This window comes from Streptomyces sp. NPDC059256, from assembly GCF_042753785.1.
Taxonomy (GTDB): domain Bacteria; phylum Actinomycetota; class Actinomycetes; order Streptomycetales; family Streptomycetaceae; genus Streptomyces.
Window position 1 is genome coordinate 32,690 of record NZ_JBHYZO010000033.1, and the last position, 26,486, is coordinate 59,175.

The 26,486-nt window shown below is 70.6% G+C and carries 11 protein-coding genes; 2 read left to right on the top strand and 9 right to left on the bottom strand.

Going from position 1 to position 26,486, the window contains the following annotated elements:
- Positions 1-28 precede the first annotated feature (28 nt).
- Complete coding sequence (locus ACFXJL_RS33400) at positions 29-1,225, top strand: XdhC family protein (RefSeq protein ID WP_384698928.1); 1,197 nt, start codon at positions 29-31, stop codon at positions 1,223-1,225.
- An 81-nt stretch (positions 1,226-1,306) separates the two neighbouring features.
- Here ACFXJL_RS33400 and ACFXJL_RS33405 read toward each other — a convergent pair whose 3' ends face one another.
- Positions 1,307-2,038, bottom strand: a complete 732-nt coding sequence (locus ACFXJL_RS33405; protein ID WP_384698931.1) for a class I SAM-dependent methyltransferase — start codon at positions 2,036-2,038, stop codon at positions 1,307-1,309.
- Positions 2,039-2,697: 659 nt separating this feature from the next.
- On the opposite strand from ACFXJL_RS33405, the gene ACFXJL_RS33410 reads away from it, so the two are divergent.
- Positions 2,698-3,363: a hypothetical protein gene (locus tag ACFXJL_RS33410; RefSeq protein ID WP_383542094.1), complete on the top strand. Its 666-nt coding sequence runs from the start codon at positions 2,698-2,700 to the stop codon at positions 3,361-3,363.
- 45 nt (positions 3,364-3,408) lie between these two features.
- Here the strand turns inward: ACFXJL_RS33410 and ACFXJL_RS33415 are convergent, their stop codons facing one another.
- From ACFXJL_RS33415 to ACFXJL_RS33450, 8 genes are all read right to left on the bottom strand, one after another.
- Entirely contained in the window at positions 3,409-5,034 is a 1,626-nt protein-coding gene (locus ACFXJL_RS33415; RefSeq protein WP_384698935.1) for a carboxylesterase/lipase family protein, read from the bottom strand.
- Positions 5,035-5,246: 212 nt separating this feature from the next.
- On the bottom strand, positions 5,247-8,510 hold the full coding sequence (locus ACFXJL_RS33420; RefSeq protein WP_384698939.1) for an AAA family ATPase: 3,264 nt from the start codon (positions 8,508-8,510) through the stop codon (positions 5,247-5,249).
- A gap of 169 nt (positions 8,511-8,679) precedes the next feature.
- Positions 8,680-9,303, bottom strand: a complete 624-nt coding sequence (locus ACFXJL_RS33425) for an isochorismatase family protein (RefSeq protein ID WP_384698942.1) — start codon at positions 9,301-9,303, stop codon at positions 8,680-8,682.
- A gap of 149 nt (positions 9,304-9,452) precedes the next feature.
- A complete protein-coding gene (locus ACFXJL_RS33430; protein ID WP_384698950.1) occupies positions 9,453-11,114 on the bottom strand; it encodes a (2,3-dihydroxybenzoyl)adenylate synthase in 1,662 nt (553 codons plus the stop codon).
- 23 nt (positions 11,115-11,137) lie between these two features.
- Entirely contained in the window at positions 11,138-12,343 is a 1,206-nt protein-coding gene (locus ACFXJL_RS33435; RefSeq protein WP_384698945.1) for an isochorismate synthase, read from the bottom strand.
- A 196-nt stretch (positions 12,344-12,539) separates the two neighbouring features.
- Positions 12,540-13,361, bottom strand: coding sequence for a 2,3-dihydro-2,3-dihydroxybenzoate dehydrogenase (locus tag ACFXJL_RS33440; protein WP_384643624.1), 822 nt, complete (start codon positions 13,359-13,361; stop codon positions 12,540-12,542).
- Positions 13,362-13,870: 509 nt separating this feature from the next.
- The gene (locus ACFXJL_RS33445) at positions 13,871-21,052 is read right to left on the bottom strand and encodes an amino acid adenylation domain-containing protein (RefSeq protein WP_384698953.1); all 7,182 of its coding nucleotides are present in this window, start codon (positions 21,050-21,052) and stop codon (positions 13,871-13,873) included.
- Positions 21,053-21,072: 20 nt separating this feature from the next.
- The gene (locus ACFXJL_RS33450; protein WP_384698948.1) at positions 21,073-26,433 is read right to left on the bottom strand and encodes an amino acid adenylation domain-containing protein; all 5,361 of its coding nucleotides are present in this window, start codon (positions 26,431-26,433) and stop codon (positions 21,073-21,075) included.
- Positions 26,434-26,486: the final 53 nt, after the last annotated feature.

Consider the following 26,486-nt stretch of genomic DNA (forward strand, 5'->3'; position numbering starts at 1 on the left):
CACCCGCCGAAGACACCAGGAGGCCGCCATGCTGGACATCGCCGACGACCTGAACCGGTGGGTCGTGCAGGGCCGTGCGTTCGCCGTGGCGACAGTGGTCGGCATCAGCGGCAGCGCGCCCCGCCAACTGGGCGCGGCGCTCGCGGTCGACGCCGAGGGGAACGCGATCGGGTCGGTCTCGGGGGGATGCGTGGAAGGGGCCGTGTACGAACTGTGCCGGCAGGCCAACGAGGACGGTCGGCCCGTTCGGGAGCGCTTCGACCACGATGACGAGGACGCCTTCGCGGTGGGGCTGAGCTGTGGCGGTCGGATCGACGTCCTGATCACCCCGATCCGACCGCCCGGCAGCCGGGCCCAGGCGCACCGCGCGCCCGGGCCAGCCGATCCTTCGACTGTCGTGCACGCGGCGCTCGCCGCTGCCGCACGCGGTGAGAGCGTCGCACTCGCCCGCGTCATCGACGGGCCCTCCTCGCTGGTGGGGCGCGCCCTGCTGGCGCGGCCCGGCGGCGCCTGTGAGGGGACGCTCGGCGGTCGGCCGGAGCTGGATCGGGCGGTGGCCGCCGAGGCCGCCGTGTTGTGGGAGGCCGGCCGCACGGCCACCGTCGACCTCGGGGAGGACGGCAGCCGGTGCGCCACCGCCCTGCGGATCCTGGTGGAGACGACCGGGCCCGCGCCGCGCATGATCGTCTTCGGAGCGGTCGACTTCGCATCGGCGCTGGTGCGCATCGGGAAGTTCCTCGGCTATCACGTCACGGTGTGCGACGCCCGACCCGTCTTCGCCACCAGGGAGCGCTTTCCCGAAGCGGACGAGATCGTCGTCGACTGGCCGCACCGCTACCTCGACGCCACTCGCACCGATGCCCGGACGGTGTTGTGCGTCCTCACCCATGACGCCAAGTTCGACATCCCCCTCCTGGAACGCGCCCTACGGCTGCCCGTGGCCTACGTCGGTGCGATGGGATCCCGCCGCACCCATCGGGAGCGGGACGACCGACTGCGCGCGGTCGGGCTGACCGATCGGGAACGGGCCGCGCTGCGCAGTCCCATCGGGTTGGACCTCGGTGCCCACACCCCGGAGGAGACCGCGCTGTCCATCGCGGCGGAGATCGTCGCGGGACGGCGTGGCGGCAGCGGTGTACCCCTGCGGGGCGGCCAGCGCCCCATCCACCACTCCGGACCGCACCACCCGCCGTCGGGGGAAGCCCACTTCGGGGCGTTGGCGTAGGGCTCGGCGTCGTACGGCCCGCGTATGGCTCGGGTCATGGGGGCGGCCGATGGGGGCCGGGAAGCGGGCGGACGGACGGTTTTAGACGGGGCGGCGTGCCACGACCAGACGGCAGCGGGGACTGCCGTCCGGCAGCCGACCCAACTGCTCCAACGGACTGAGCTCCACCGTGAATCCGGCGTCGATCAGCTCCCTGTGCACCTCGTGCAGTCGGAAGGTGCGGTAGTACATCACGAAGGACGGCCGCCACAGCGCATTGCGCACCCGCATCGCCGCATCGAAGGCCCAGAGGGTCAGATACGCGGGGGAGCCGACACGGGGCGGTGCGGGCAGGGGGAAGGCGAACACCCCGCCCGGTCGGAGGGCCCGGTGGACCTCGGCGAAGAGCCGCGGGCGTTCCGCGGGCAGGAAGTGGCCGAACGCACCGAAGCTCACGGCCAGGTCGAAGGCGTGGTTGAAGGGGAGGGCCAGGGCGTCGGCGCGCACCCAGCCGGTGTGCGGTCCGTCCGTTGGCGTGGACAGCGACGAACGCGCCTCGGCGAGCATCCCCGCGCTGAAGTCCACGCCCGTGATCCGTTCCGTGCACACCTCCCGCAGGACGCCCATGCCCGCCCCGGTGCCACAGCAGAGGTCGAGGCCGCTGCGGAAGGGGCCGAGCGTCCGGATCGCGTCGGTCACCGGATCGAGGATGCGATCAGGGGTGCGGAAGGGCGTGGCGTTGAACTTGGGCGCGAGCAGGTCGTAGCCGCGTTCGATCGAGGAGAGCGCCTGCACGGTGAGTTCGCGGAGGGTGGGGCCCGAAGTGGAGAACATCGCCGCCACGGTACTGGCATTCGCCCATCGTGCGCGGAAGGGGTGGTACCGGCAGGCATCGATATCACCCCGTGCCGGACCGTGCTCCTCAAACGGAGCACCATCGTCCCGGCCGTCGGGCGAGGCCCTCGCGCAGTCATATGCGGTTGTTTGAAGGCTTCGGTGTTGTCCGTCCCGGTCTGTGATGAGGACTCGGTAAACGATAAGCAAATGCGAACACGAGGTCGACGTCTGCGGCTACGTTCACTCCATGAGTGCGAAAGAGGTCCCTCACCTCAGCACGGGGTGCCCAGCGCTGCCCCCGCTCAATCGAACGGTCCTGGATGAAGGTCCGGTGGCCCGTGCGCCCTGGTTGGTGTGCACGATCGTCTGACCCTCCCCCGCGTCTCCGGTGATGCCCACCGGAGACGCTGCGTTTTTGCTGCTCAGCCTCATGTCCCCAGCTTCCCTTGGTGCGTTGAATGCCGATCCATCACAGTGAGTCCCTGCAAGCCCGGATGGCACAGAAAGGGATCAACCCGGCTCGTTCGACCATGGACGGCAACTCCTGCGGTGCTCCTCGCCCACGCTGCGTTGGCGTCGACACTTCGTCCGGCCTTATGGTTCGGTAACGCTGAATGTTCGGTCAGCAACACTTTGCGTTGACAACAAGGACAGAGATGACCAACGTGTTGGCGATTCCTGCGCAATTAGGTCGACCTGAACGGATGTGGGAACGCGCCGTCGTCGTCGTACTGATCGCCGCCACCAGAACCGCGAGGCCGGTGTTCCGCCTGAGTGACTGCGCGCTGTCCTGCGCCCATTCCAACGGCGGATGGACACTCGCCCTCAGGCCCGACGGTCGAGCGCTCTTCTACGGTCAGGACGTGGACTGCAGTGACACCATCCACCGCGGGCCCGGCCCCGTCGACCTCCTCGCCGGCGCCCCCGACTGGCTGCCGCACCACCAGTTGCGGGACATGAACGACGCCCATGAACTCGGTTACCTCTACTGGTGGGAGGAGGGCCACTGGAGCCGTGCTCCCTACCCCGACTTCGTCGCGGACGACGGTCTCGTCGCCTCCTGTGACGGATACGCCGGGATCTTCGACGACCGGTCCCTCGCCAACAGCTTCGCTGACGCCGGTTACCGTGATCGGCGGGCCGCCGAGCGTTTCATCTCCCGGGTCGAACGGGGGACCGTGAATGCCACCGCACTCCAGGACCTGATGGACTCCGCCTCCGTGTTCAGTTCCCTCCCCCAGGAGCCCCGGATATCCACCGCCCTGGAGTGGGCCGCTCGACTGGGCGTCGCCGAACGGCTGGTGTCGGGACGCGCGGTGTGAGGCGCCCCGGGGCAACCAGACGCGGGGGTGCGGGGCTCTGCGGGCTCAGCCCAGCCGCTGCCAGAACTCCAGTCGATGCCCGCGCGCATAGTCGACCGGACCGATCGCATCGGGAGCCAGGGACTGCGTGTACGGCACCGGCGCGCCCGGTGCGTACCGAGGCCAGGGCGGCACCCCCTGGGCCGCGGCCGGTGCTCCGGTACGGGCGAAGGCCGCCCAGTAGTCCGTCATCGTGTCCGAAAGCCGCCACTGTGCGGGCGTGAAGTGAGCGCGGGCCTCCGCATCGTCGAACACATAGGGCGTGTCTCCCGCGTGGAAGGCGCCGAAGTCGAAGTCACCGGGCAGCGGAAGGTACATCGGGGCATCACGATCGGCGAACTCGTACGCGTACAACGGAACCCGCTGTGACAACACGGAGTGCTGCGCCGCGGTGCCCAGGGCCCACATCCGGTCGGTGACCACCGTGGCCCATGCCAACGCAGGCGAGGGGAAGTCGGTCACGGGGTACGCACGGGCCACCACGGCGGCATCCGCCCCGAAGGCCGTGCTCAGTGCCCGGTCGTAGTCATCGGTGGTGAACGGCGTGCCCACGGCGTCGTACTGCATCCCGACGAAGGTGCGGTGTTCGTCCAACGTCGCACCCGATAGCACCGGCACCCGATGGAAACGCCCTGCGCTGAGAGCATCGGGCGGTAGTTGCGGCAGGACCTCGTTGCCGTAGCCGAACGCCTGGAAGGCGTTCATGATGTGGGGCACCTTCAGGATCGTCTTCACCGGCAGTCCCCGCAGACACTCCAAGGTCCGTGCCGGATCGGCCGAAGCGCAGCCCAGTGACGCCGTCATCTCCGCACTGATCTCGCGCATCTCCTGCGCCGGGCGCCAGACGTACCAGGGATACCCGGGCACTTCGGGACCCATCATTCCGGCCGGCATGTCCATCATGCCCTCCCCGCTGGAGAGCACGGCACGGTGGAAGAGGCCGCGGGCCCCGGGCGAGGTCAGATGGCCCGTGATGGCCGACGCCCCGAAGGACGAACCGGCCACCGTCACCCGTGAGGGGTCACCACCGAAAGAGGGGGCGTTGCGTTGCACCCAACGCAACGCCGCTTGCTGGTCCTGGAGCCCGAACGTCCCCGAGCCAAGCAGTCCCTGCTGTGCGTACCCTCCGAAGATCCCGAGCCGGTAGTTGATCGTCACCACGACGACCCCCCGGTCGGCCAAGCCCCGAGCGCCGAAGAACTCGCCCCCGCCGACCGAGCCGTCACCGTGGATCCACACCAGGACCGGCCGTGGGCCGCCCCGGCCCTTCGGCGGTGCGGTCACATTGAGGACCAGGCAGTCCTCCTCCAGACTGGAGATGTCGGCGTACGCGGACGGCACCTGCGGACACAGCGGGCCCGGCCGGCTCGCATCCCGGACCCCCGACCAGTGCCCGGCCGGGCGCGGCGCGGCCCAGCGATGGACCCCGGTCGGTGGCCCGGCGTAGGGGATGCCGAAGAAGACCCGGTGTGCGCCGGAGCGGACCCCGCGCAGCTGGCCCGTGTCGACCCTCACGGTGAGTTCGTCCGGCGCTTCGACCACGGGCGCCCGGTGCGGTGTGACGCCCAGTACGGCGGTCAGCGCCGCCACGGTGAACAGGGCCGTGGTCCAGGCCCTTCGTGCGGTGCTCATGGGGGGTGTGCGCTCCTTGGCTGCTGAGCCGATGGTGACCGTGGTGCTCTACGACTGGGGCGCCAGATCAGATCTGGCGGTCGGCGTACGCAATCTGGCACCTCGGTGCGGCCTCCGGCACGCGGCGCGCCCGGCGCCCGGCCCGGGGCCCCTTGGCCGCCACCCGAGCGGGCGGACCCCGGACCGCGTACACCGGGTGCCCCGGTGGCGCGTCACAGTCGCCAGGGCACGGCATCCTCAGGTGCGTAGACGCAGGAGGTGCCCGTGGAGACCGTCGCCTCCAGATGCGTCGCCAGTTCGGGATGGTGCTCGTGGAGGCGGCGCAGGACGTCCCGGATGCGGCCGGTGACGTTCTTGCGGGCGCGCTGGGCCTCGTCGCCCAGTCTGCGGGTCCGTCCGCCCAGCCCCACGGCCCGTCGCAGCTCGTCGATCAGGGCCTGCCGCTCCTGGTCGTACTCGGCGGCGCGCAGATCGTCACCGAGGGCGTCCGCCCGGTCGATCTCCTCGTCGAGGCGCGCCAGCCTGGCGCGGTATCGGGCCTTAGCCTCCTCGTCCAACACCGGATCACCGCCGAGGGCAGCCGCCGCCACGACGACCTCGCCGCCCTGTGGATTGAGCAACCGCACGGACGGCACCGGTTGGCCCGGCTGGCCCAGCAGTGCATGAAGGTCCCTGAGTCCCTTGGCGTCCGGCATGTGCACGGTCCGACCGTCGAACCGCAGCCGCCACACGGCGCCCTGGTGGGAGAACTCGTACGCCGGAACCGCACTTGTTGTGACCGGTGCCGGTGCTGGTGCTGGTACCGACGCTGATCCGGGTCCGGGTCCGGGTCCGGGTGTGGGTGTGGGTGTGGGCCGGTGGGTGGCCGTGGCCAGCTCCCTGGCGCGGGCGGCGATATGCACCATGCCCAGCTCCTGCGCCTCCGAGAGGACCTGGTTCACCAGCTTCGCCGCCCGTTCCCGATCACCGCCGCCGCCCCGAGCCAGCAGCGCGGCGGCGAGTTCACCGCCCGCCCGGGCCGACCAGGGCCGTGCATGGAGCCGTTCGGCACTGCGTTGCGCCTCGGTGAACCGCAGGACCGCGGCGTCCCAGCGCTCCTGGGCCGCGTCCAGCAGCCCCACCCACAGGGCCGTGGGCCCGCTGATGTCCCAGCCGTACGCCGACACCAGCCACTGGCCCTCGTACGGCAGCAAGTCGGCCCGGGCCCGCGCGCACTGCTCGGGGTCCCGGGTCGCGGCGGCCTGTTGGGCCTGGTAGCGCAGCCATAGGGGCAGGACGCTCCGGTTGAGCACCTCGTGGTCCCCCGTCCCTTGGCCCGGCCGGGGAACGGGTGCGCTCACGCGCTCCCCTCGTTCCAGGGCGGTCAGCGCAAGCAACAGCTCGGACGTGGGATGTTCCGCCGATCGCAGGGCCGAGTGGACCTCGGGCAGGCTCGCGAACCGACCCTGGAGCACGGGCAGCACCCACCGCTGGTGGCCGATGAAGTACCGGTAGTAGTTGGGGTGTCGGCCGGTGAGCTCGACGGCCGCGTCCAGCAGTTCCGCGGCCTCGTCGAAGCGGCCCATGAGGGCATGGACCACACTGCGGTCGATGATCGACGTCAGATTGCGGTGCGGGGCCTCGCCCGACCGGGAGGCGGCGACGAGGGCGTGGAACTGGTCGAGGAACCGTGGATCGCCCTGCTCCAACAGGGCAACCCAGCGCATGGAGGCACCGAGGAGTTCCATCCACCGATCACCACGACGTCGTGACACCTGTGTCAACTCTCCGGCGATGGCAACGCGCTCCGCCGTGGTGCTCGGCTCCCACACGGCGTGGAGGCGGGCCCACAGTCCCAGCCGCAGGGCCTCGTCGTCCTGCGCGGTGCGGGCGGCGGCGATCACCGAACGGGCCACGACGGCGGCCGGATCGTCCCTCCCGCGCGCTCCGTCACCCACGGGAGTCCCTTGGGGAGCCAGCAGGTCCCGTGCCCACCGCAGCGCCCGCGCCCGTAGCCCCCGCTCGTCGCCCTGGCCGTCCGCTCCGTACAGGGTGAGCGCGACACGGCCCAGCAGCGGGGCATCGCCCAGCTGTCGGGCCAGCGCCGCGGCGTCGGCGAAGACCAGCCAGGACTGCTCGTACTCTCCGCTGAGTTGCAGTTGCAGACCGAGTTCCAGGGCGACCAGGATCCGTTGTGGATCCGGGGCCTCGATACCGGTGTCGAGGCGATCGAGCGCACGCCGGAAGTGGCCCGCCGCCTCCTCGCTCGCCAGTCGACCCGCGGCGAGCCGGGCCGCCGAGAGCAGCAGCTCCACGGCCGTCGTGTGCGGCAACTCCGCGCCGGCGAAGTAGGCGTGGCGGGCCAGCTCGGTGGTGTGCACGGAGACCTCCCCGCCCACCGGATGCCCGGTGGGGCGCGGAGCGAGCAGCGCCCGTGCCGCGGCGGCGTGCAGCCTGCGCAGCCGCGGTCCGTCCAGCGAGCCGTAGAGGCACTCGCGGACGAGGTCGTGGGCGAAGTCGATCCGGTCCTCCCCCGACGGGACGACCACCCGGGTCCGCTCGGCCTCCGCGAGGAGCGCGTCCACCTGGGAGCGGGTGAGCGCCGTCATGGTGGCGAGGACACCGGGATCGAAGCGCCCGCCGAGAACGGCCGCTGCCCGGAGCAGTTCGACGACCGGCTCGCTGATCAGGTCGAGTCGATGGCGCAGGGCGTCGTGCACCCCGGGCGATACGGCGGTGAGGGGCTGCCCGGCGGACCACAGCCGGGCGCTCTCCTCGACGAAGAAGGGGTTGCCCCCGGTGCGCCGGTGCACCGCTTCGACGAGCTCAGGCGTCGGCCTTCTCCCCGCGGTACGGGTGATCAGCTCGGCCACGCCGGGCGGTGTCAGCCCGCTGAGCTGGATCGTCGTGGCCTTCGCGGTCAGCGGGCCGAGCAGGGGGCGCAACGGGTGGTCGGGCCGCTCCACCTCGGTGTCGCGATAGGTGCCGATCAGGAGGAGCCGCTCGTACCAGGCGTGTTGGGCCGCGAATTCCAGCAGGCTCAGCGAAGCGGCGTCCGCGCGGTTCAGGTCTTCGATGACCATCAGGACGGGACGGGACTGCGAGGTGACGATCAACAGGCTGGTCACCGCGTCGAACAGCCGGAACCGTTCCACGTCCTCGTCGGTGGTGGCCTCGCCCAGCAGGACGGGCAGCAGTCCTGCGGCGGCTTCGCTCGCACGTGACCACTCGTCGTCGCGCGCACTGCGTCGCAGACTGCGCACGGTCTGGGTCCAGGGCCAGTAGCCCGGTGAGCTGTCCGCGTCCCAACAGGCGCCCCGCAGGACCAGCGCACCGGCGCACACGGCATCGTCAGCGGCCCGGCGTACCAGGGTCGTCTTGCCGATCCCGGCGTCTCCGGTGACCAGGACGAGACCCCCGTGGCTCACGGTGGCCCGCTCCACCAGGGTCCGCAACCGGTCGAGTGGGGTCTCTCGTTCGATGAGCGACGGTGGCATGGGATCCTCCCGGGCGGCGGCCACTGCCTTCATAGCCGTCACGCGGTCGGGAGGCGGGCGATGTCCGCCCGGGTCACCTGTTGGGGTGAGCGCGTGCTCGGCCCCCTGCGGCCCGGGCGGAGGGCCGTTCACCGCTGCGGGGGATGAGCCTTCGGGGCGGGGGAGTCCTTCAGAAGACCCGGTCGGAGGTGGTCACATGGGCACAGCGTCCCGCCGCCCATTCCAGGGCCATCCGGTGCTCGCGCTCCGAGAAGTCCGCCACGGCGTCGGCGACCAGGAATGCCTGGATGTCCTGCATCCAGGCGTCGCAGGCCGTCGTCAGGACTCCGATGTGGGCGTAGACACCGGTGATGATCAGCTGGTCGCGGCCCTGCTCGCGCAGCAGTTCGCGCAGTTCGGTACGGACGAAAGCGCTGTACTTCCACTTGGTCAGCACGGTGTCGCCGGCCGCGGGGGCGACGGCTTCGGCGATGGCGGCTGCGTTCGCGTCCGCGGGTAGGCCCGGTCCCCAGAAGTCCTGCTGGAGACCGCGCTCCTCGGGTGTCTGGCCGCCCGGTTGCGCGGTGTAGATGACCGGGACGCCGAGCCGGGACGCGTCCTTGCGTAGCTGGGCCACGTGGTGCAGCAGGGTGGTCACCGGCTCGGCCCGGGTGTCGTACGCGGAGAGGAAGTAGTTCTGGAGGTCGTGGACGAGCAGCACTGCCCGATCCGGGTCCACCGTCCACTCCACCCGATTGGTGGGGAGCCCGTCCGATGGGGGCATCGGATAGGGCGCGATGGCGGGCAGTGCCATGGAAGTGGTCCTTTTCGGTGTCGGGTGGTGGTCGAGTGCTGAGTGGACAGCCGGCGGTTGAGCATGGGCCGGGAGGTGGAGGAAAGGGGGGACCACGGCCGTCCGACCCTGGGGCCTGACGGGTCGGACGGCCATGGCCTGCTGAGGGGCTATCCGGCCGGGTCGGGGGCCGGAGTCACCGCGCGGAGGTCCTTCTTCGACACCTTGCCCACACCCGTCTTGGGGAAGGTGTCGACGAACACCACCCGGTCCGGCACCTTGTAGGCGGCCAGCCCCCGTTCGCGCACGAACTTCTTGACGTCCAGGGCGCGCAGTGGTGCGGCGCCGGAGCGCACGATGACGTAGGCGCAGGTCCGCTCGCCGAGATAGGGGTCGGGTTCGGCCACCACATTGGCGTCGTGCACGGCCGGGTGGGCGAGGATGTGGTTCTCCACCTCCTCGGCGGCGATCTTCTCCCCGCCGCGGTTGATCTGGTCCTTGGCGCGCCCCTCCACCACGAGGTGGCCGCTCGCGGTCTGCCGGACGATGTCGCCGGTGCGGTAGAAGCCGTCCTCGGTGAAGGAGCGGGCGTTGTGCTCCGGCGCGTTCCAGTAGCCGCGGATCGTGTACGGGCCGCGGGTCAGCAGATGGCCGGTGGCACCGGGCGGCACGTCGTTGTCCTCGTCGTCGACGATCCGGATCTCGTCGTCGGGGGAGATCGGCCTGCCCTGGGTGGTGATGACCGTCTCCAGCGGGTCGTCGAGCCGGGTGTAGTTGACCAGTCCCTCCGCCATGCCGAACACCTGTTGCAGGGTGCATCCCAGCGCCGGGCGCACCCGGCGGGCGGCCTCCTCGCTGAACTTGGCACCGCCGACGAGCAGTACGTCGAGGCTGCTCAGGTCGTAGGCGCTGCGGGGGGCCGCCTCGGTCCACACGATGGCCAGCGGCGGCACCAGCCCGGTGATGGTGACACCCTCGCTCTCGATCAGCCGGAAGGCCACATCGGGCACCGGCTGGGGGCACAGCACCACTCGACCGCCGGCGTACAGCGTGCCCAGTGAACCGGGCGAGGAGAGCGGGAAGTTGTGTGCAGCGGGCAGCACACAGAGGTACACGCTGTCCTCGTCGACGGCACAGATGTCGTTGGAGCCGCGCAGCGAGTAGATGTAGTCGTCGTGGGTCCGGGGGATCAACTTGGGTACACCGGTGCTGCCCCCGGACAGCTGGAGGAAGGCGAGTTCGTGGGGCGCGGGCCCGCCGAGTCCGATCGGCGCGGCCGGTACGTCCGCCAGGTCCTCGAAGTAGCCCGCGTCACCACCGGTGACGAACACATGCTTGAGCGAGGGGGCCTCGGCGCAGGCGACGGCGGCCAGCGTCCGGTAGTCGAAGCCGTCGTGCTCGGACGGAATGACGTAGGCGACGGCCTCGGTGAAGGTGCAGAAGTAGACGATCTCGCTCTTGCGGTGGGCCGGCAGCGCGAAGACGGGCAGGGCGCCGATCCGGAACAGTGCGAAGACGACCTCGAAGAACTCGGCCACGTTCGGGAGCTGTACGACGACCCGGTCGCCCTTGCTGATGCCGCGGGCGATGAATCCCGCCGCCAGCCGGTCGGCGCGCAGATCCAGTTCGCCGTAGGTCCAGGTGCGTCGACCGCCGTCCGGGCCGCCCGTCGGATCGACGATGGCGATCCGTTCCGGGTGCTCAGCGGCCCGCTCGCGCAACATCCTGCCGAAGGTTTCGCCCCGCCACCAGCCGGCGGCACGGTAGCGGTCGGCGAACTCCGTCGGCCAGGTGGGGGTCTCGTATCCGAGGACCTCTTCGGCGGGTGCCAGCAGGGCTTCTGCGGGATAGGCGGTCACAGCTGGGCTCCCACTGCGTTGAGGAAGGTATGGAACTTGGCGGCGGTCTCCGCCGTCTCGGCCTCGGGCTCGGACGCGGCGACCACACCGGCGCCGGCGTAGAGCCGCATGGAGCGTTCGGTCGCCTCGGCGCAGCGGATGGTGACGACCCATTCGCCGTCGCCCTCCGGGGTGCCCCAGCCGACGATGCCGGTGAAGAAGCCCCGGTCGAAGGTCTCCGTCTCGCCGATCACCTCACGGGCGAGCGCGGTGGGGGTTCCGCACACCGCCGGGGTGGGGTGCAGTGCACAGGCGATCTCCAGGGCGGATGCCTCGGGCGTGGCGAGTACGCCGGTGACGGTGGTCGAGAGGTGCCACATGGTGGCGGTCCTGATCAGAGTGGGCCGCGCGGGCACATCGATCCTGTGACAGAACCGGCCCATGCCCTGGTGGACGGCGTCGACGACGACCGCGTGTTCATGGAGGTCCTTCGCGGACTGGAGGAGTCCAGCGGCGCGCCGTACGTCTTCGGCGAGATCGGGGCTGCGCGGCACGGAGCCGGCGAGCGGATTGGCGACGAGGAGTTCACCACGTCGGGAGACGAGCAGTTCAGGGCTGGCCCCGAGCAGGGTGCGACCGGGCGATGTGGGCAGGGCGAACGTGTAGCCCGAGGGGTCGCGACGAGCCAGGCGCTGCACCATTGGCGGGAGATCGAGGGGGTTCCCGCTGGACAGGGTGAGCGTGCGGGCCAGGACCACCTTGCTGAACTCGCCGCGCCACATGCGGTCCACGGCTGCGGCCACGCCCTTGGCGTACGCCTCGGGCTCGGGCTCGGTGCGTATCTCCCAGTCGACGGCGGGAGCGCTTTCGGCGGGGAGGGCGATGAGGGGGTCGGCTGCCAGTGCGGGCCCGGAGCGCACGGTCTTCGGGATGACGAGGGCGGAGGGTGCCGACTGGTCGAACGGGATGGCGCCCATGACGAGGGGAGCCGACTGTGAGGAGCGGGCGTCATCCAGGGCGGTCGCCACCCGGTGCGCGAGCGGTTGGCTTCCTTCGGGGACGCGTTGGTGCACTCCTCGTGCCAGCAGGGTGCGGGTGGGGGTGGCGAGGAACCGGTCCCCCGGGCGGTAGGCGTCGAGAAGAGAGGTGGCCGCTCCCACGGAGGGGTGTGCCGGGGCGGCCGACGTTCTGTGCGTGGCGACTTCGTGGGCAGCCGTCGACACGGTGACTCCTCTGTTCGATGTGTTCGATGTGTTCGGTGTATGCGACGTACTCGATGTGATGGGGGCGGGGACGTGCGGGGAGGGTGCGTTGCTGGTGGCGCTCTGGAAGCGAAGCGTTCTGGTGGAGCGGGGGCGCGGGCCGCTCGTGCGCGGCTCGGCACGGGGCCGGTCCCACGGTCCGTTCGGCACGGTGGGATCAGCGCAGGGTGGCGCCACCGTCGACGTAGAGGTCGTGCATGGTGATCTGCCGGGCCCGGTCGGAGGCGAGGAAGACCACGGCGTCCGCGATGTCCTCGGGGAGCGCGATCCGGCCCAGGGGGATTCCGGTGCGGTAGGCGTCGGGGTGTGGGTCGCCGTCGATGACCGTGGCGGGGCCCGATGCGTCGGTCCACAGCGCGCGTTGCATCGGGGTGTCCGTGGAGCCGGGGGCCACCACGTTGCAGCGGATGCCCGTGCGGGCCATCTCCAGGCCCAGACACTTGGTGAACATGACGGCAGCGGCTTTGGACGCGGCGTAGGCGGCCATCTGCGGGCGGGGGATGCCCGCCGCGTTGGACGCGACGGTCACGACGCAGCCGCGGCGACGGGGGGCCATGCGGCGCACCACCGCCCGTGACAGATGGAAGACTCCCGTGGTGTTGACGGCGAAGGTCTCCGCCCAGTCCGTGTCGGTCAACTCGATGGCCGGCGCGGTGCGCAGGATGCCCGCGACGTTCACCAGGATGTCCACCGCGCCGAGTTCGCGCTCCACCCGGTCCACCGTGTCCTCGACCGCGTGCACGTCGGTGACGTCCAGCGGGAAGGGGGTTACGGTGCCGGCCGACGGGTTGTCCTTGAACTCGTCGGTGAGTGTCGAGGCCAGGGCGAAGACGGTGTCGGCGGTCCGGTCGGTCGCGGCGACCGTTGCACCGAGAGCGGTCAGCGCACACGTCACGGCTGCGCCGATGCCCTGTCCGGCACCGGTGACGAGTGCCACACGGTCGGCGAACTCTCCGCCGAACGCTCTGTGGTCAGGCATGAGCATCCTCCTCGTTCTTAGGTGAGCCTAACCTAAGTTCAGCCATTGGCCCACCCTGGTCTCCGTCACGGCTGAAGCGGGATGCGGACGGGCAACTGGCCGTGCCCCCCAAGGACTTTCACGCCTCCGGCACGGAATGGCGCACCCCGGGCACGGGGGAAGATTTCGCCAGCCGGCCGCATCCCGGGTGCTCGTCGGCCGATCGGATCCCAAGTGCTCGGAAGCCGGGCCGAGCAGGAGCGCGGAGGTGCGAAGCGGCCCGCGCACTCGGTTGCCACCCCGCGGGGGCGAGGAGGCCCCGTGCATCGCACGGCAGCGGGTCCGGACCCCGAGGGATGCCGGACCCGCTGTACGTCCGGTGGGCCCACCGCCCTTGTGTAAGGGCCGTGGGGCGCCTTCTGGCGTCGATGTCCCCACCGGCCGCCCGGAACGCTCTATAGCGGTGAGTGGCTGCCGATCGGTGGGACCGGAGTCCGTCCCGGGACAGGCGCCCCGGGACGGACCGGACCTCAGCCCGTCCGGACGGCGGTCAGCGCCGCGTCCAACACCGGCCCGATCACCGCCAACTGCTCCGGGTCCATCAACTCGTCGTGCGAGCAGTCCAGAACGTGTTCCGTGAGCGTGCCGGTCAGATATGTCGGCCACACCCGCTGGGGCGCGTCCTCCTCCTCCGTTGTACGGGCGGCCGTGAAGAACACCACATCGCCCGTGTAGTGGCGGGACGAACTGCGCGAGAGCAACCGGACACAGTGCACATTGGTGTCCACGATGGCGCCGAGCAGTTCGTCGTCGAACCCGGCCAGCAGTCCCTGGCTGTCCCGGATGGCGGCCATGGCCTCCTCGGTGCTGACCGCTCCGGCAGCGGGCTCGCCGTCCGATGCCCCGTCGGTGCCCAGTCCGGCCACCGACAACAGGAACCCGCTCTCCTCCTGCTCCAACTGCTCACGCCACTCGGGGGCGTCCACGAACGCCCAGTCCTCCGTCTCCGGCGGATAGGCGTCCAGCAGCCCGAGGAACGCCACCTCCTCACCGCGCTCCTGGAGCAGCGCCGCCAGGGTGTGCGCCACCGTCCCGCCGAAGGAGTACCCCACGAAGTGGTACGGGCCCTCGGGCTGCACCGCCCGGATCTCCTTCAGATAGAGCTCGGCCAGAGCGGCGACGTCATCCACGTCGGGCAGGGCGCCGGTGAGACCCGGCGACTGCACCCCGTACACCGGACGGCCCGGGTCGAGATGGCGCAGCAGCCCCGTGTACTGCCAGCTGAATCCGGACGCCGGATGGAAGCAGAACAACGGCTCCCGTGCGCCGCGCTCCCGCAGGGGCATCACCACCCGTAGGGCATCGCGCCGGGCGTCGGAGCCGATCCGCACCGCGATGTCGGCGACCGTCGGCGCGGACATCACCGTCGCGACCTGCACCGGCACACCCAGTTCTGCCCTGATCCGGCCGACCAGGCGCATCGCGAGGAGCGAATGACCACCCAACTCGAAGAAGTTGTCCTCCACCCCGACCCGCTCCAGGCCCAACACCTCGGCGAAGACCCGGCACAGCACCTCCTCCCGGGCGTCCTTGGCTCCTCGGCCGCCTCCTCCGTCACCGAAGTCCGGTAGCGGCAGCGCGGCGTGATTCACCTTGCCGTTGACCGTCAGCGGCATCGCCTCCACGGTGACGAACGCGGAGGGCACCATGTACTCGGGCAGCGCCGCGGCGAGCCTCTCCCGCAGCCGTGCCGGCTCGATGTCGCGCGGATCGGCCTGGTGCGCGGCCACGGTGTACGCGACCAGCCGCTTGACCCCCGCGGCGCTGGTGTGCACCACCACGGCGGCCGCGGCCACCCCCGGTGCGTCGGCCACCGCGGACTCGATCTCGCCCAGTTCGATGCGATAGCCGCGGATCTTCACCTGGTGGTCCGTGCGCCCCAGGTAGTCGATCGCACCGTCGGTCCGCCACCGCACCAGGTCGCCCGTGCGGTACATCACCGTGCCCGGCGCGCCGAACGGGTCGGCGACGAACCGTTCGGACGTCAACGCGGGTCGTTCGAAGTACCCGCGCGCCAGCCCGGCACCCGCGAGGTACAACTCACCCGGCACCCCCGACGGCACCGGTCGCAGCGCACTGTCCAGCACATACGCCCGGGTGTTGTAGATGGGCCGGCCCACGCACGAGCGTGAGCTGTCCGCCACATCGGCGCCCAGCGCATTGATCGTGTACTCGGTGGGCCCGTACAGGTTGTAGCCCATCGTGCCGTCGGAGTCCGCCAACAGCGACCACAGCGCGTCCGGTACGGCCTCGCCGCCCAGCAGCACTAGCAGCGGCCGGTGCCGGTCCTTGTCCAACAGGCCCGCGTCGATGAGCTGCTGTCCGTACGACGGGGTCACATTGACCACGTCGATGCCGACCCGGTCGTAGTGGGCGGTCAGGGCCGTCGGGTCGAGCCGGAGTTCCTCGCCGATGACGTGCACCTCATGCCCGTCGATCAGCCAGAAGAACTCCTCCCACGACATGTCGAAGGCGAAGGACACGGTGTGGGCGACCCGCAGCGGCCGATCGGCGCCCCGTGCACCGGCCCGCTCGATCGCCGGGGCGAAGATCCGCTCACGATGGTTGAGCAGCATGTTCGTCAGGCCCGAGTACGGCACCACCACGCCCTTGGGCCGCCCGGTGGAACCCGAGGTGTAGATCAGATAGGCGGGATGGGCGCCGTCGCGCGGCCCGGTCAACTCCGCCTGTGCCAACGGCGCTCCCGACAGCGCCGCCAACTCGGACACCGTTGGCGCACCGTCCAGGTCCAGTACGGGAACGTCGGACAGGGCCGGGCCACGCGCGTTGGTGACCAGAACCAGCGGACGGGCGTCCGCCACCATGGCCGCCAGCCGCTCCACGGGATGGTCCAGATCCAGCGGCAGATACGCGGCGCCCGTCTTGAGCACCGCGAAGAGTGCCACCACGAAGTCCGCCGACCGCGGCAGCCCCAGGGCCACCACCCGCTCCGGCCCGGCGCCCCGGGCCACCAGGGCCCGCGCCAGCCGGTTCGCCCGCTCGTCCAACTCGGCGTAGGTGAGCCGTTCCGCATCGAACACCAGGGCCGTCGCCTGCGGAGTGGCCAGGGCCTGAGCGCCGAAGAGGTCCACCACCGAGATGTCCGGGACCTCATGCCCCAGATCACTGCCCAGGGCGAGCAGGGACTCCCGCTCATCCTCGACCAACGTCGCCAACCGCCCGACCGGCGCGGCCCCGCCGTCCGCCAACTGCTCCACCAGCAGCGTCAGCCGACCGGCGAGGCGCTCCGCTTCCGCCCGCTCGTAGAGGTCCGGTCGGTAGGCGAGGCTCAACTCCAGCGCCCGTTCCGGGGTGACCGCCAGCGTGAGCGGGTAGTGGGTGCCGTCCACACTGTGCGTCCAACCGATCTGGTGGCGCTCCACGGCCTCCAGCCGGGCCGCGTCGTCCAACGGCGTGTTCCGGAACACGTACAGCGTGTCGAAGAGCTGGCCGACGCCGCTGAGCTGCTGGATGCGACCGAGCCCCAGATAGTGGTGCGGCAGCAGGTCAGCGTGCTCCTGCTGAACGCGCACCAGCAGATCGCGCAGCGACTCGGCAGGGCGCAACGACACCCGGAACGGCAGCGTGTTCATGAACATGCCGATCATCTGGTCCACTCCGGCGATCTCCGCCGGACGCCCCGAGACCGTCGCACCGAACACCACGTCGTCGCGGCCCGTCATCCCCGACAGGGCCAGCGCCCACGCCGTGGACAGCACCGTGTTGAGGGTGACCCCGCTGCCGCGCGCGAAGCTCCGCAACCGGTCGCTGGTCGCCTCGTCCAGGACGACCTCCACCACATCGGCCGTCACCGGCTCCCGGGTGGGATCGACCGGTGCCACCAGCGTCGCCTGGTCCAGCCCCGCGAGGTGCTCGCGCCATGCCGTCGCCGCTGCCTCGTCATCCGTGCCGGCGAGCCAGCGCAGATAGTCGCGGTACGGAGTGACGGGAGCCAGCCCTTCGCTGTCGCCGCCCCGCGCGTACAGCGCGAACAACTCCTCGAAGAACAACGACTCGGACCAGCCGTCCGTCAGGATGTGATGTTGCGTCAGACACAGCATCCAACGGTCCTCGGCGAACTTGATCAACGTCACCCGCAGCAGCGGCGGGTCCGCCAGATCGAACCGGGTGGCCGCATCCGCCAACGAGAACTCCTGCAAAGCCTCGTCCTGGGCGGCCCGGTCCAGCCCGGTGAAGTCCAACTCGCGCCACGGCACCTCCCAACGGGCCGGCACCACCTGCACCGGACCGTCCAACCGGTCGTGCCAGAAGCCCGACCGCAGATTGGGGTGTCGACGCAGTAGGGCGTCGAACGACGACCGAAGGGCGGTCGTGTCCACGGTGTGCAGCAACTCCACGAAGTTCTGCATCAGATAGACGTCCAGCGCCTTGTCGTCGTAGACGGCGTGGAAGTACAACCCCTCCTGGAGGGGGGAGAGCGGCAGGACCTCCTCGGCGTCCGTGAAGGCCGACTCGACCACGGCGCGCTGCGTCTCGTCCAGGACCACCAGCGGGCCCGAGACCGAAGCCCTCTCCGGCTGCGACGAGGTGGACGCGACCCGGGCCAGCCCCGCCACCGTACGACGCTCGAACACATCGCGCGGGGTGAGCACCAGCCCTTCCTTGCGCAGACGGGTGACCAACTGGATCGAGACGATGCTGTCACCGCCCAGTGCGAAGAAGTCGTCGTCGACGCCCGCCGACTTCAGCCCCAGCACCTCGGCGAACACCCGGCACAGCACCTCCTCACGCTCATCCGCGGGTGCCCGCGAGCCCTGTGAACCGGTCAGCTCCGGGGCCGGCAACCGGGCCCGGTCCAGCTTGCCGTTCACATTCGTCGGCAGTTCCGCCACCACCACGACCGCCGCCGGCACCATGTACTCCGGGTGCGAGCCGGCCAACACCGCCCGCACCGCCGACGGATCGAGGTCCCCGGTCACATAGCCCACCAGCCGCTTCACCCCGGGTGTGTCCTCACGCACCACCACGGCGGCCGACAGCACCCCGTCCACGGCGGCGAGTGCCGCCTCCACCTCACCGAGCTCGATCCGGAACCCCCGGATCTTCACCTGGTCATCGGCGCGGCCCAGGAACTCCAACGCGCCGTTGCCCCCCAGGCGTACGAGATCGCCGGTACGGTACATCCGGCCACCGGCCGGGCCGTACGGGTCGGCGAGGAAGCGCTCCGCCGTGAGCGCGTGCCGGCCGAGATAGCCGCGCGCCATCCCCGCACCCGCCAAGTACAGCTCACCGACCGTACCCATCGGCGCGGGACGCAGCGCCGCATCCAACACATACGCCGATGTGTTCCCGATGGGTCGGCCCACCACCGGGGAGACACCGTCGGCGAGATCCGCCGCCAGCGCATCCACGGTGTACTCGGTCGGCCCGTACAGATTCACCGACATCACTCCGCTGGCCGCGCGCACCTGCGACCACAGCCCGTCCGGCACCGCCTCCCCGCCCAGCAGCAGCAACGCCGGCCGGTGCGCCTCCGCCGCCAACAATCCCCACTCCAACAACTGCTGCGCATAGGTCGGGGTGACGTCCATGGCGTCGATCCGCCGCTCGCGCACATAGCGGACCACGAACTCCGGATCACGCCGCTCGACCTCGTCGAGCACATGCACCTCATGCCCGGCGACCAGCCAGAACAACTGCTCCCACGAGGTGTCGAAACTGAACGACGCGGTGTGCAGGGCCCGCATCCTCCGCCCCGAGACGGCCGCCACCACCGGAGCGAACACCGCATCCACATGGTTGGCATAGAGATTCGCCAGTCCCCCGTGCGTGAGCACCACCCCCTTGGGGAGACCGGTGGAACCCGAGGTGTAGATCACGTACGCAGGACTCTGCGGGTCCACCGGCGAAGGCGTGAAGCCGGAGCCGATCGCGGCCAACTCCGCCGTCGTCCACGCACTGTCCAGAACGATCCGCTCCGGCACAACGTCGGTGGGCAGCAGCCCGAGCGCCGCCGTCGTCGTCAGCACGCACACCGGCGCCGCGTCCTCGATCATGTACGCCAACCGGTCCGCCGGATAGTCCAGGTCGAGCGGTAGATAGGCACCGCCCGCCCGCAACACTGCGAGGATCGCCACCACGGAATCCGCCGAACGCGGCACCGCGAGGGCCACGACCGACTCCGGTCCCACCCCGCGCGCCGCGAGCAGCCCCGCCAGGCGCGCCACGCGCTCCTCCACCTCGGCGAACGTCCAGGCGGTCGCGCCGGAGACCACCGCGAGCGCATCCGGCGCCAGAGCCGCCCGCTCGGTGAACCGGTCCGCCACCGTGCCCGTGGGCACGGCCCGCACCGGTCCGCTCCACCCCTCGCGCAACTGCTCCGACTCGGCGACCGTCAACAGGTCCAACACACCCACCGGTGTGTCCGGAGCCGAACCGAGCTGGTCCAGCACCCGGGCCAGCCGATCCGCGATCACCGTCGCCCGGCGCTCGTCGAAGAGATCGGGCCGGTACTCCAACTGGAGGTGCGCCCGGTCCTCCAGGGACACGGCCAACGTCAACGGATAGTGGGTGGCGTCGCGCGCCTGCACATCGGTGACGCGCAACCCGTCCGACAGCGCGGGACGGGCATCCGGATCCACCGGATAGTTCTCGATGACCACCAAGGTGTCGAACAACTCCGACACGCCCGAATGCTTCTGGATCAGGCGCAGCCCCAGATGGTGATGGGCGAGCAGGGCGTTCTGCTCGTCACGGAACCGCCGCACCAGCCCCGCGACGCTCTCGGCGGGCCGCAACGACACCCGCACCGGAACCGTGGTGATGAACAGGCCGACCATCGATTCCACACCCGGAATCTCATCCGGCCGCCCGGAGACCGTCAGCCCGAACACCACGTCGTCCCGGCCGGTCAGCCCACCGAGCACCAGCCCCCAGGCGGCCTGGATCAGGGTGCTCGGGGTGGTCCCGAGCCGCCGAGCCGCCGCCGTCAGCCGCGCGGTGGCGTCCCGCGTCAGCTCCACTCCCACCGTGCCCGGGCGGACCGAGGACCGTGAGGGGTCGACGGGTGCGACCAACGCGGGCTCGTCGAAGGACTCCAACGCCGTACGCCAGGCGGACTCCGCGGCCGGCTGGTCCTGCCGCTTCAACCACTGGAGGTAGTCGCGATAGGGACGCACCGCGGCGAGGGACGAGGTGTCGCCGTCGCTCTCGTACAGGGCCAGCAGATCGCCCACCAGCAGGGGCATCGACCAGCCGTCGACCAGGATGTGGTGCACCGTGATGATCAGCCGGTGATCGTCGGCGCCGGTGCGGGCCAGCACCAGCCGCAGCAGCGGTGGACGGTGCAGCGCGAAACGCTGCGCCAACTCCTCCCGCTCCAGCCGCCGCAGCGCCGCCGCAGGCTCCGCGTCCGTCGCGCCACCCGACAGATCCGCCCTGGTGAGGGATATCTTCAGCGCCGACGGAATGAACTGCACCGGCTGGGGCACACCCTCGTGCCAGAAGCCCGCGCGCAGATTGGGATGCCGCCGCAGCAGGGCCGCTGCCGCGCGATCCATCCGCTCGGCGTCCACCGTCCCCGCCAGTGCGACCGTCACTTGGACGGTGTAGACATCGGCGCCGTCCGCATCCGGTCCGCCGTACACCGAATGGAACAACATGCCCTGCTGCAAGGGGGACAGCGGAAGCATGTCCTCGATCCGAGCCTGCGTCACTGCTGGTCCCTCCACATTGCTTCGAGCATGGTGATCTGGTCCTGGTCGAGGTCGACCAGGTCGAGGTCCGACGGGGTGTGTCCCCCGGTGGTGTCCCCGTCCGCCCAGGCGGCCAGGGTGTCCAGGGCGGTCAGCCAACCGTCGGCGATCGCACTGACCGTCGTCTGCGGCAGGGTCTCGCCCGCCCAGATGAAGGAAGCGGTCAACCGGGGCCCGTCCGGGCCGGCGGCGATCTCCGCGTTGATCTCCAGCGCATGGGAGAGCGGAGTCTCGGGATCGGGTCGCACCGCGATGGCGTCCGACTCATCGGCCGGGCCCCACGCGGACGCGGCGGTTTCGGCCGTCTGCCGACCGAGGTAGTTCCACAACAGTTCGGGGCGCGCGCCCGCATCGAAGAGTCGTGCCGTGGATGCGTTGGCATACCGCAGCAACCCGGCCCCCACACCTCCGTCGGGCACGGCCCGCAACAGCTCCTTGACCTCCTTCAAAGCGGCCCCGGCATCCTCCTGCCCCGCGAGCACCGCCACCGGGTCATAGGCACCGGCACCCAGCCGCAAGGGGTAGAGACTGGTGAACCAGCCGACCGTACGGGTCAGATCCGCACCCGGCAGCAACTCCTGCTCCCGGCCGTGGCCCTCCAACTCCACGCCGACCCCGTTACCACCGGTCGAGCGTCCGGCCCGCGCCGCCCAGTCGCCCACGGCCAGTGCCAACGCGGTCAGGAGGGTGTCATTGACCGTCCCGTGGAACGCGGAGGGCACCGCCTCCAACAGCGGCGCCGTACGCCCCGCCGACAGCTCCACCGTCAACTCGCGCGCAGTGGCGACGGTGTCCCGGTCACCGCTCAGCGGCCGATCCGTCAACAGCCGTTCGCACACATCCGCGTCCAACCAGCGCTCCACCTCGGCGAGGCGCCGCGGATGGTGCGCCTCGGCCAGCAGATGGGTGTTCCAGGCGCGCAGCGATGTGCCCACCGGATCCAGGACAGGAGTCCGCCCGGCAGCCACGGCCTCGTGGGCGGCCCGCAGATCGGGCAGCAGGATCTGCCACGACACCTCGTCGATCACCAGATGGTGGGCGATCATGAGCAATCTGCCGGATTCGCCCGGGCCGCGGTCGAACCGGACGGCCCGCACCATCCGGCCGGCGACGGGATCGAGATCGGCACCGGCCCGCACCGATGCATCGGCGATCAGCCGACGCAGGTCCTCCCCGGTGAGGGGCACCCCGTCCGCTCCGAGCGCCGACACGGTGCTGAGGCAGGCCCCGGCGTCCACCGAGCCACGGGGGCGTACCTCCGCAGCCCAGACACCCGGCCGCGGCACGGACAGCACCTGCCGCAGCCCGTCGTGATGGTCCAGCACGGTTTGGAGCGCAGACACCAACTGCTCCTCCCGCACACCGGCCGGCAGCACCAGCAACCGGGCCTGGCTGAAGCGCTCGAACGGGCCACCGCGCGAGGCGAACCACTGCGCGATCGGCGGCAAAGGCAGTGCTCCCACACCGTCGTCCACCGGTCGGGCGGCAGGAGGCGCACCGTCCGCCACCTTGGCGACGGAGACCAACTGCGCGGGCGTCGGATGCTGGAAGACCTGCCGGGCCGTGATCGTCACCCCGGCCTTGCGCGCCAGGCTCACCCATCGGATCGACACGATGCTGTCGCCGCCGAGTTCGAAGAAGTTGTCGTCCGGCCCGACGGCCGCCCTGCCGAGCACCTCTCCCATCAACCGGGTGAGGACGCCCAACGGGCCCTCCCCCTCCCGCGGCGGCGCGGTCGACGCGGGCGCCACCGGTGCCGGGGCCGGCAGTGCACGACGGTCCAACTTGCCGTTCACCGTGGTCGGAAGGGTGTCGAGGGACAGGAACACCGACGGGACCATGTACTCGGGCAACCGCTCGGCCGCCCTCCTGCGCAGCGCGTCGACGTCCCAAGGCGCGCCGGCGGCCGGCACCGCGTACGCCACGAGCTGACGCACCCCCGGCACGTCCTCCCGGACCACGACCACCGCGTGCGCCACCCCGGGCGCATCCGACAGCACGGCTTCGATCTCGCCCAACTCGATCCGGAAGCCACGCAGCTTCACCTGATCGTCCGCACGGCCGAGGTACTCCAACTGCCCGTCGTGCCGCCAGCGGGCCAGATCGCCCGTGCGGTACATCCGACCGCCCGGCACACCGAACGGATCGGCGACGAACCGCTCCGCCGTCAACGCGGACCGTGCCACGTAGCCGCGTGCGAGCTGTTCGCCCGCCAGATACAACTCGCCCCCGACACCGGGCGGCACCGGTCGCAGACCCGCATCGAGCACGTACACCCGGGTGTTCCACACGGGTGCCCCGATCGGGACCGAGGCAGCTTCCGCGACCGACGAGCCGGGAGAGCAGGAGAACGCGGTGACGTCCACCGCCGCCTCCGTCGGCCCATAGAGGTTCTCCAACGCGATCGGCGCACCCCCGCCCGACGACGCGTGGAACCTGGCCACCAGATCGCCCGGAAGCGCCTCGCCGCTGCACACCACCAGCCGCAGCGACGGGCAGGACGACACCTCCACCTCACCGAGGAACGCCTGCAACATCGACGGTACGAAGTGCAGCACACTGATGTGCTGCTCCCGGATCAGGGCGGCCAGGTACTCCGGGTCCCTGTGGCCGTCGGGCCGCGCGATCACCAGCGGGGTGCCCTCGGCGAGCGGCCAGAACAACTCCCACACCGACACGTCGAAGCTCGCCGGTGTCTTGTGGAGCACCCGGTCATGGGCGGTCAGCCCGTAGGCGCCCTGCATCCAACGCAGCCGGTTCACGATCGCGCCCTGGGTCACCAGGACTCCCTTGGGGCGGCCGGTGGACCCCGAAGTGAAGATCACGTACGCGGGGTGGTGCGGCAGCAGCGGCGCGACCCGTTCCCTGGCGTCCAGGTCGTCGCCCGGCAGGGACGCGAGCTCCGCGCCGATTCCCGGCGCGTCCAGGACGATCGGCTCCACACCCGCAGGCAGCACGGCGAGCGCGGTGCGTTCGGTGATCACGCAGACCGGGTCCGCGGTGTCCACCATGTACTCCAACCGGTCGCCGGGCAGCGACAGGTCCAACGGGAGGTAGGCGCCACCGGCACGGACCACCGCATGCACGGCCACGAGCAGCTCGAAGGACCGCGGCAGGGCGACACCGACCACCGACTCCGGACCGACTCCCCGACCGATCAACAAGCGGGCGAGCCGGTTCACCCGGGCGTCGAACTCGCCACGGGAGAGCTCGACGCCCTCATGGACCAGAGCGGGCCGGGAAGAGGCCGCGGTGGCACCGGCCGACACCAGCGCCGCCAGGGTGTCGGGCCCGCTCAGGACCCTTCGGGTGTCGTTCCACTCCGAGAGCACGCGCCGGTGCTCCACCGGCTCCAGCACCTCGATCTCACCGACCCGCACGGTCGGGTCAGCGGCCACCGCATCCAGGAGGCGCAGCAGCCGTCCGACGAGGGCTTCGGCACTGGAACGGTCGAACAGGTCGGTCGCGTACCGGATACCGCCCGACAGCTCCCTGCCACCGTCGCTGGCGGCGAACGCCACCTCCAGGTCCACCTTCGACCCACCGATCTCCAGTGGCACTTCCTCCGCGGGCAACCCGAGGAACTCGTCCACGTCGGATGCCGCGGCGTAGTACGTCACCATGGTCTGGAACAGCGGATTGCGCGACCGTGACCGCTCAGGGTCCACCGCCTCCACCACCGCTTCCAACGGCAGATCCGCGTGGGCGAACGCGCTCAGGCCCGCGTTCCTCACCCGTTCCACCAGTTCCGTGAAGGTGGGTGCGCCCGATACGTCCGCCCGTACCACCAGCGTGTTGAGGAAGAAGCCGATGAGCCCGTCCAGCGACTCGTCGCTCCGGCCGGCTACCGGGCTGCCGAGGGGGATGTCGTTGCCCGCGCCGAGTCGGTGCAGCAGGGCCGCGACCGCGGCGTGCACCACCATGAACATGGTCGCGCCCGACCCACGGGCGATCCTGGTCAGCGCCTCGGCCGTCGCCGGGGACACCGTGAACGGCACCACATCGCCGTCCTGGCTGGGTGTGGGGGGTCGGGGGCGGTCGGTGGGGAGGGGTATTTCTTCGGGGAGGTGGGCGAGGGTGGTGCGCCAGTGGTTGGTTTGTTGGTGGGTGAGTGAGGTGGGGTCGTGGGGGTCGCCGAGGAGTTGGTGTTGCCAGAGGGTGTAGTCGGCGTATTGGACGGGGAGTGGGGTGAAGTTGGGTGTGTGGCCGTTGGTGCGTGCGGTGTAGGCGGTGTTGAGGTCGGTCAGGAGGGGGCCCATCGACCATTCGTCGGTCGCGATGTGGTGCATCAGCAGGACGAGGAGGTGCTCCCCGCCGTCCGAACTCAGCAGGGAGACCCTCAGCGGCAGGTCCACCGCCAGGTCGAACACCTCACGACACCTCGACAGCGCCTCGTCGACCAACCGGTCGGCTGCCACCTGACGCACGCTGAACGGCACGCCCACCTCGTCCGCGCGGAGGATGCGCTGGTGGGGTTCGCCGTCCTGCTCCCCATAGAGGGTGCGAAGGATCTCGTGCCGGGCGACGAGGTCTCGGACGGCGGCTTCGAGTGCCACCGCGTCGACGGCACCCCGCAACCGAAGGGCGAAGGGCACGTTGTACGCGGCACCGGGCCCGCGGACGCTGTCGATCAGCCATATGCGCTGCTGTGCAGAGGACAGGGGGAGCGGGTCGGGGCGGGTGGTGGCGGTGAGTGCGGGGCGATGGGCGGTGGACCGCTTGGCGAGCCGGGCGTCGAGAGCGGCAGCCGTCCGGGCCTCGAACACATCCCGGATTCCACACTCCACGCCCAGCGCGGAACGCACGCGGGCGACCACCCGGGTGGCCAGCAGGGAATGCCCACCGAGCCGGAAGAAGTCATCATCCACACCGACCGACGGCATCCCCAGCGCATCCGCGAAGATGCCCGTCAGGATCTCCTCGCCTGTGGTGTGTGGGGGGCGGGTGGTGGGTGTGTTGGTGTGGGTTGGTGGGGGGAGTTGGGTGTGGTCGATTTTGCCGTTGATGGTGGTGGGGAGGGTGGTGAGGGGGATGATGTGGGTGGGGATCATGTAGTCGGGGAGGGTTTGGGTGAGGGTGTTTCGTAGGGTGGTGGGGTTTGCTGTGCCGGTGATGTAGGCGGTGAGTTGGGTGGTGTGGGGGTTGGGTTGGTGGGTGGTGATGGTGGCTGTGGTGACGTTTGGTTGGTTGGTGAGTGCGGTTTCGATTTCGGTGAGTTCGATGCGGTAGCCGCGGATTTTGATTTGGTGGTCGGTTCGGCCGTGGTATTCGATGTGGCCGTTGGGGCGTTGGCGTGCGAGGTCGCCGGTGCGGTACATGCGGGTGCCGGGTGGGCCGTAGGGGTTGGCGGTGAAGCGTTCGGCGGTGAGGG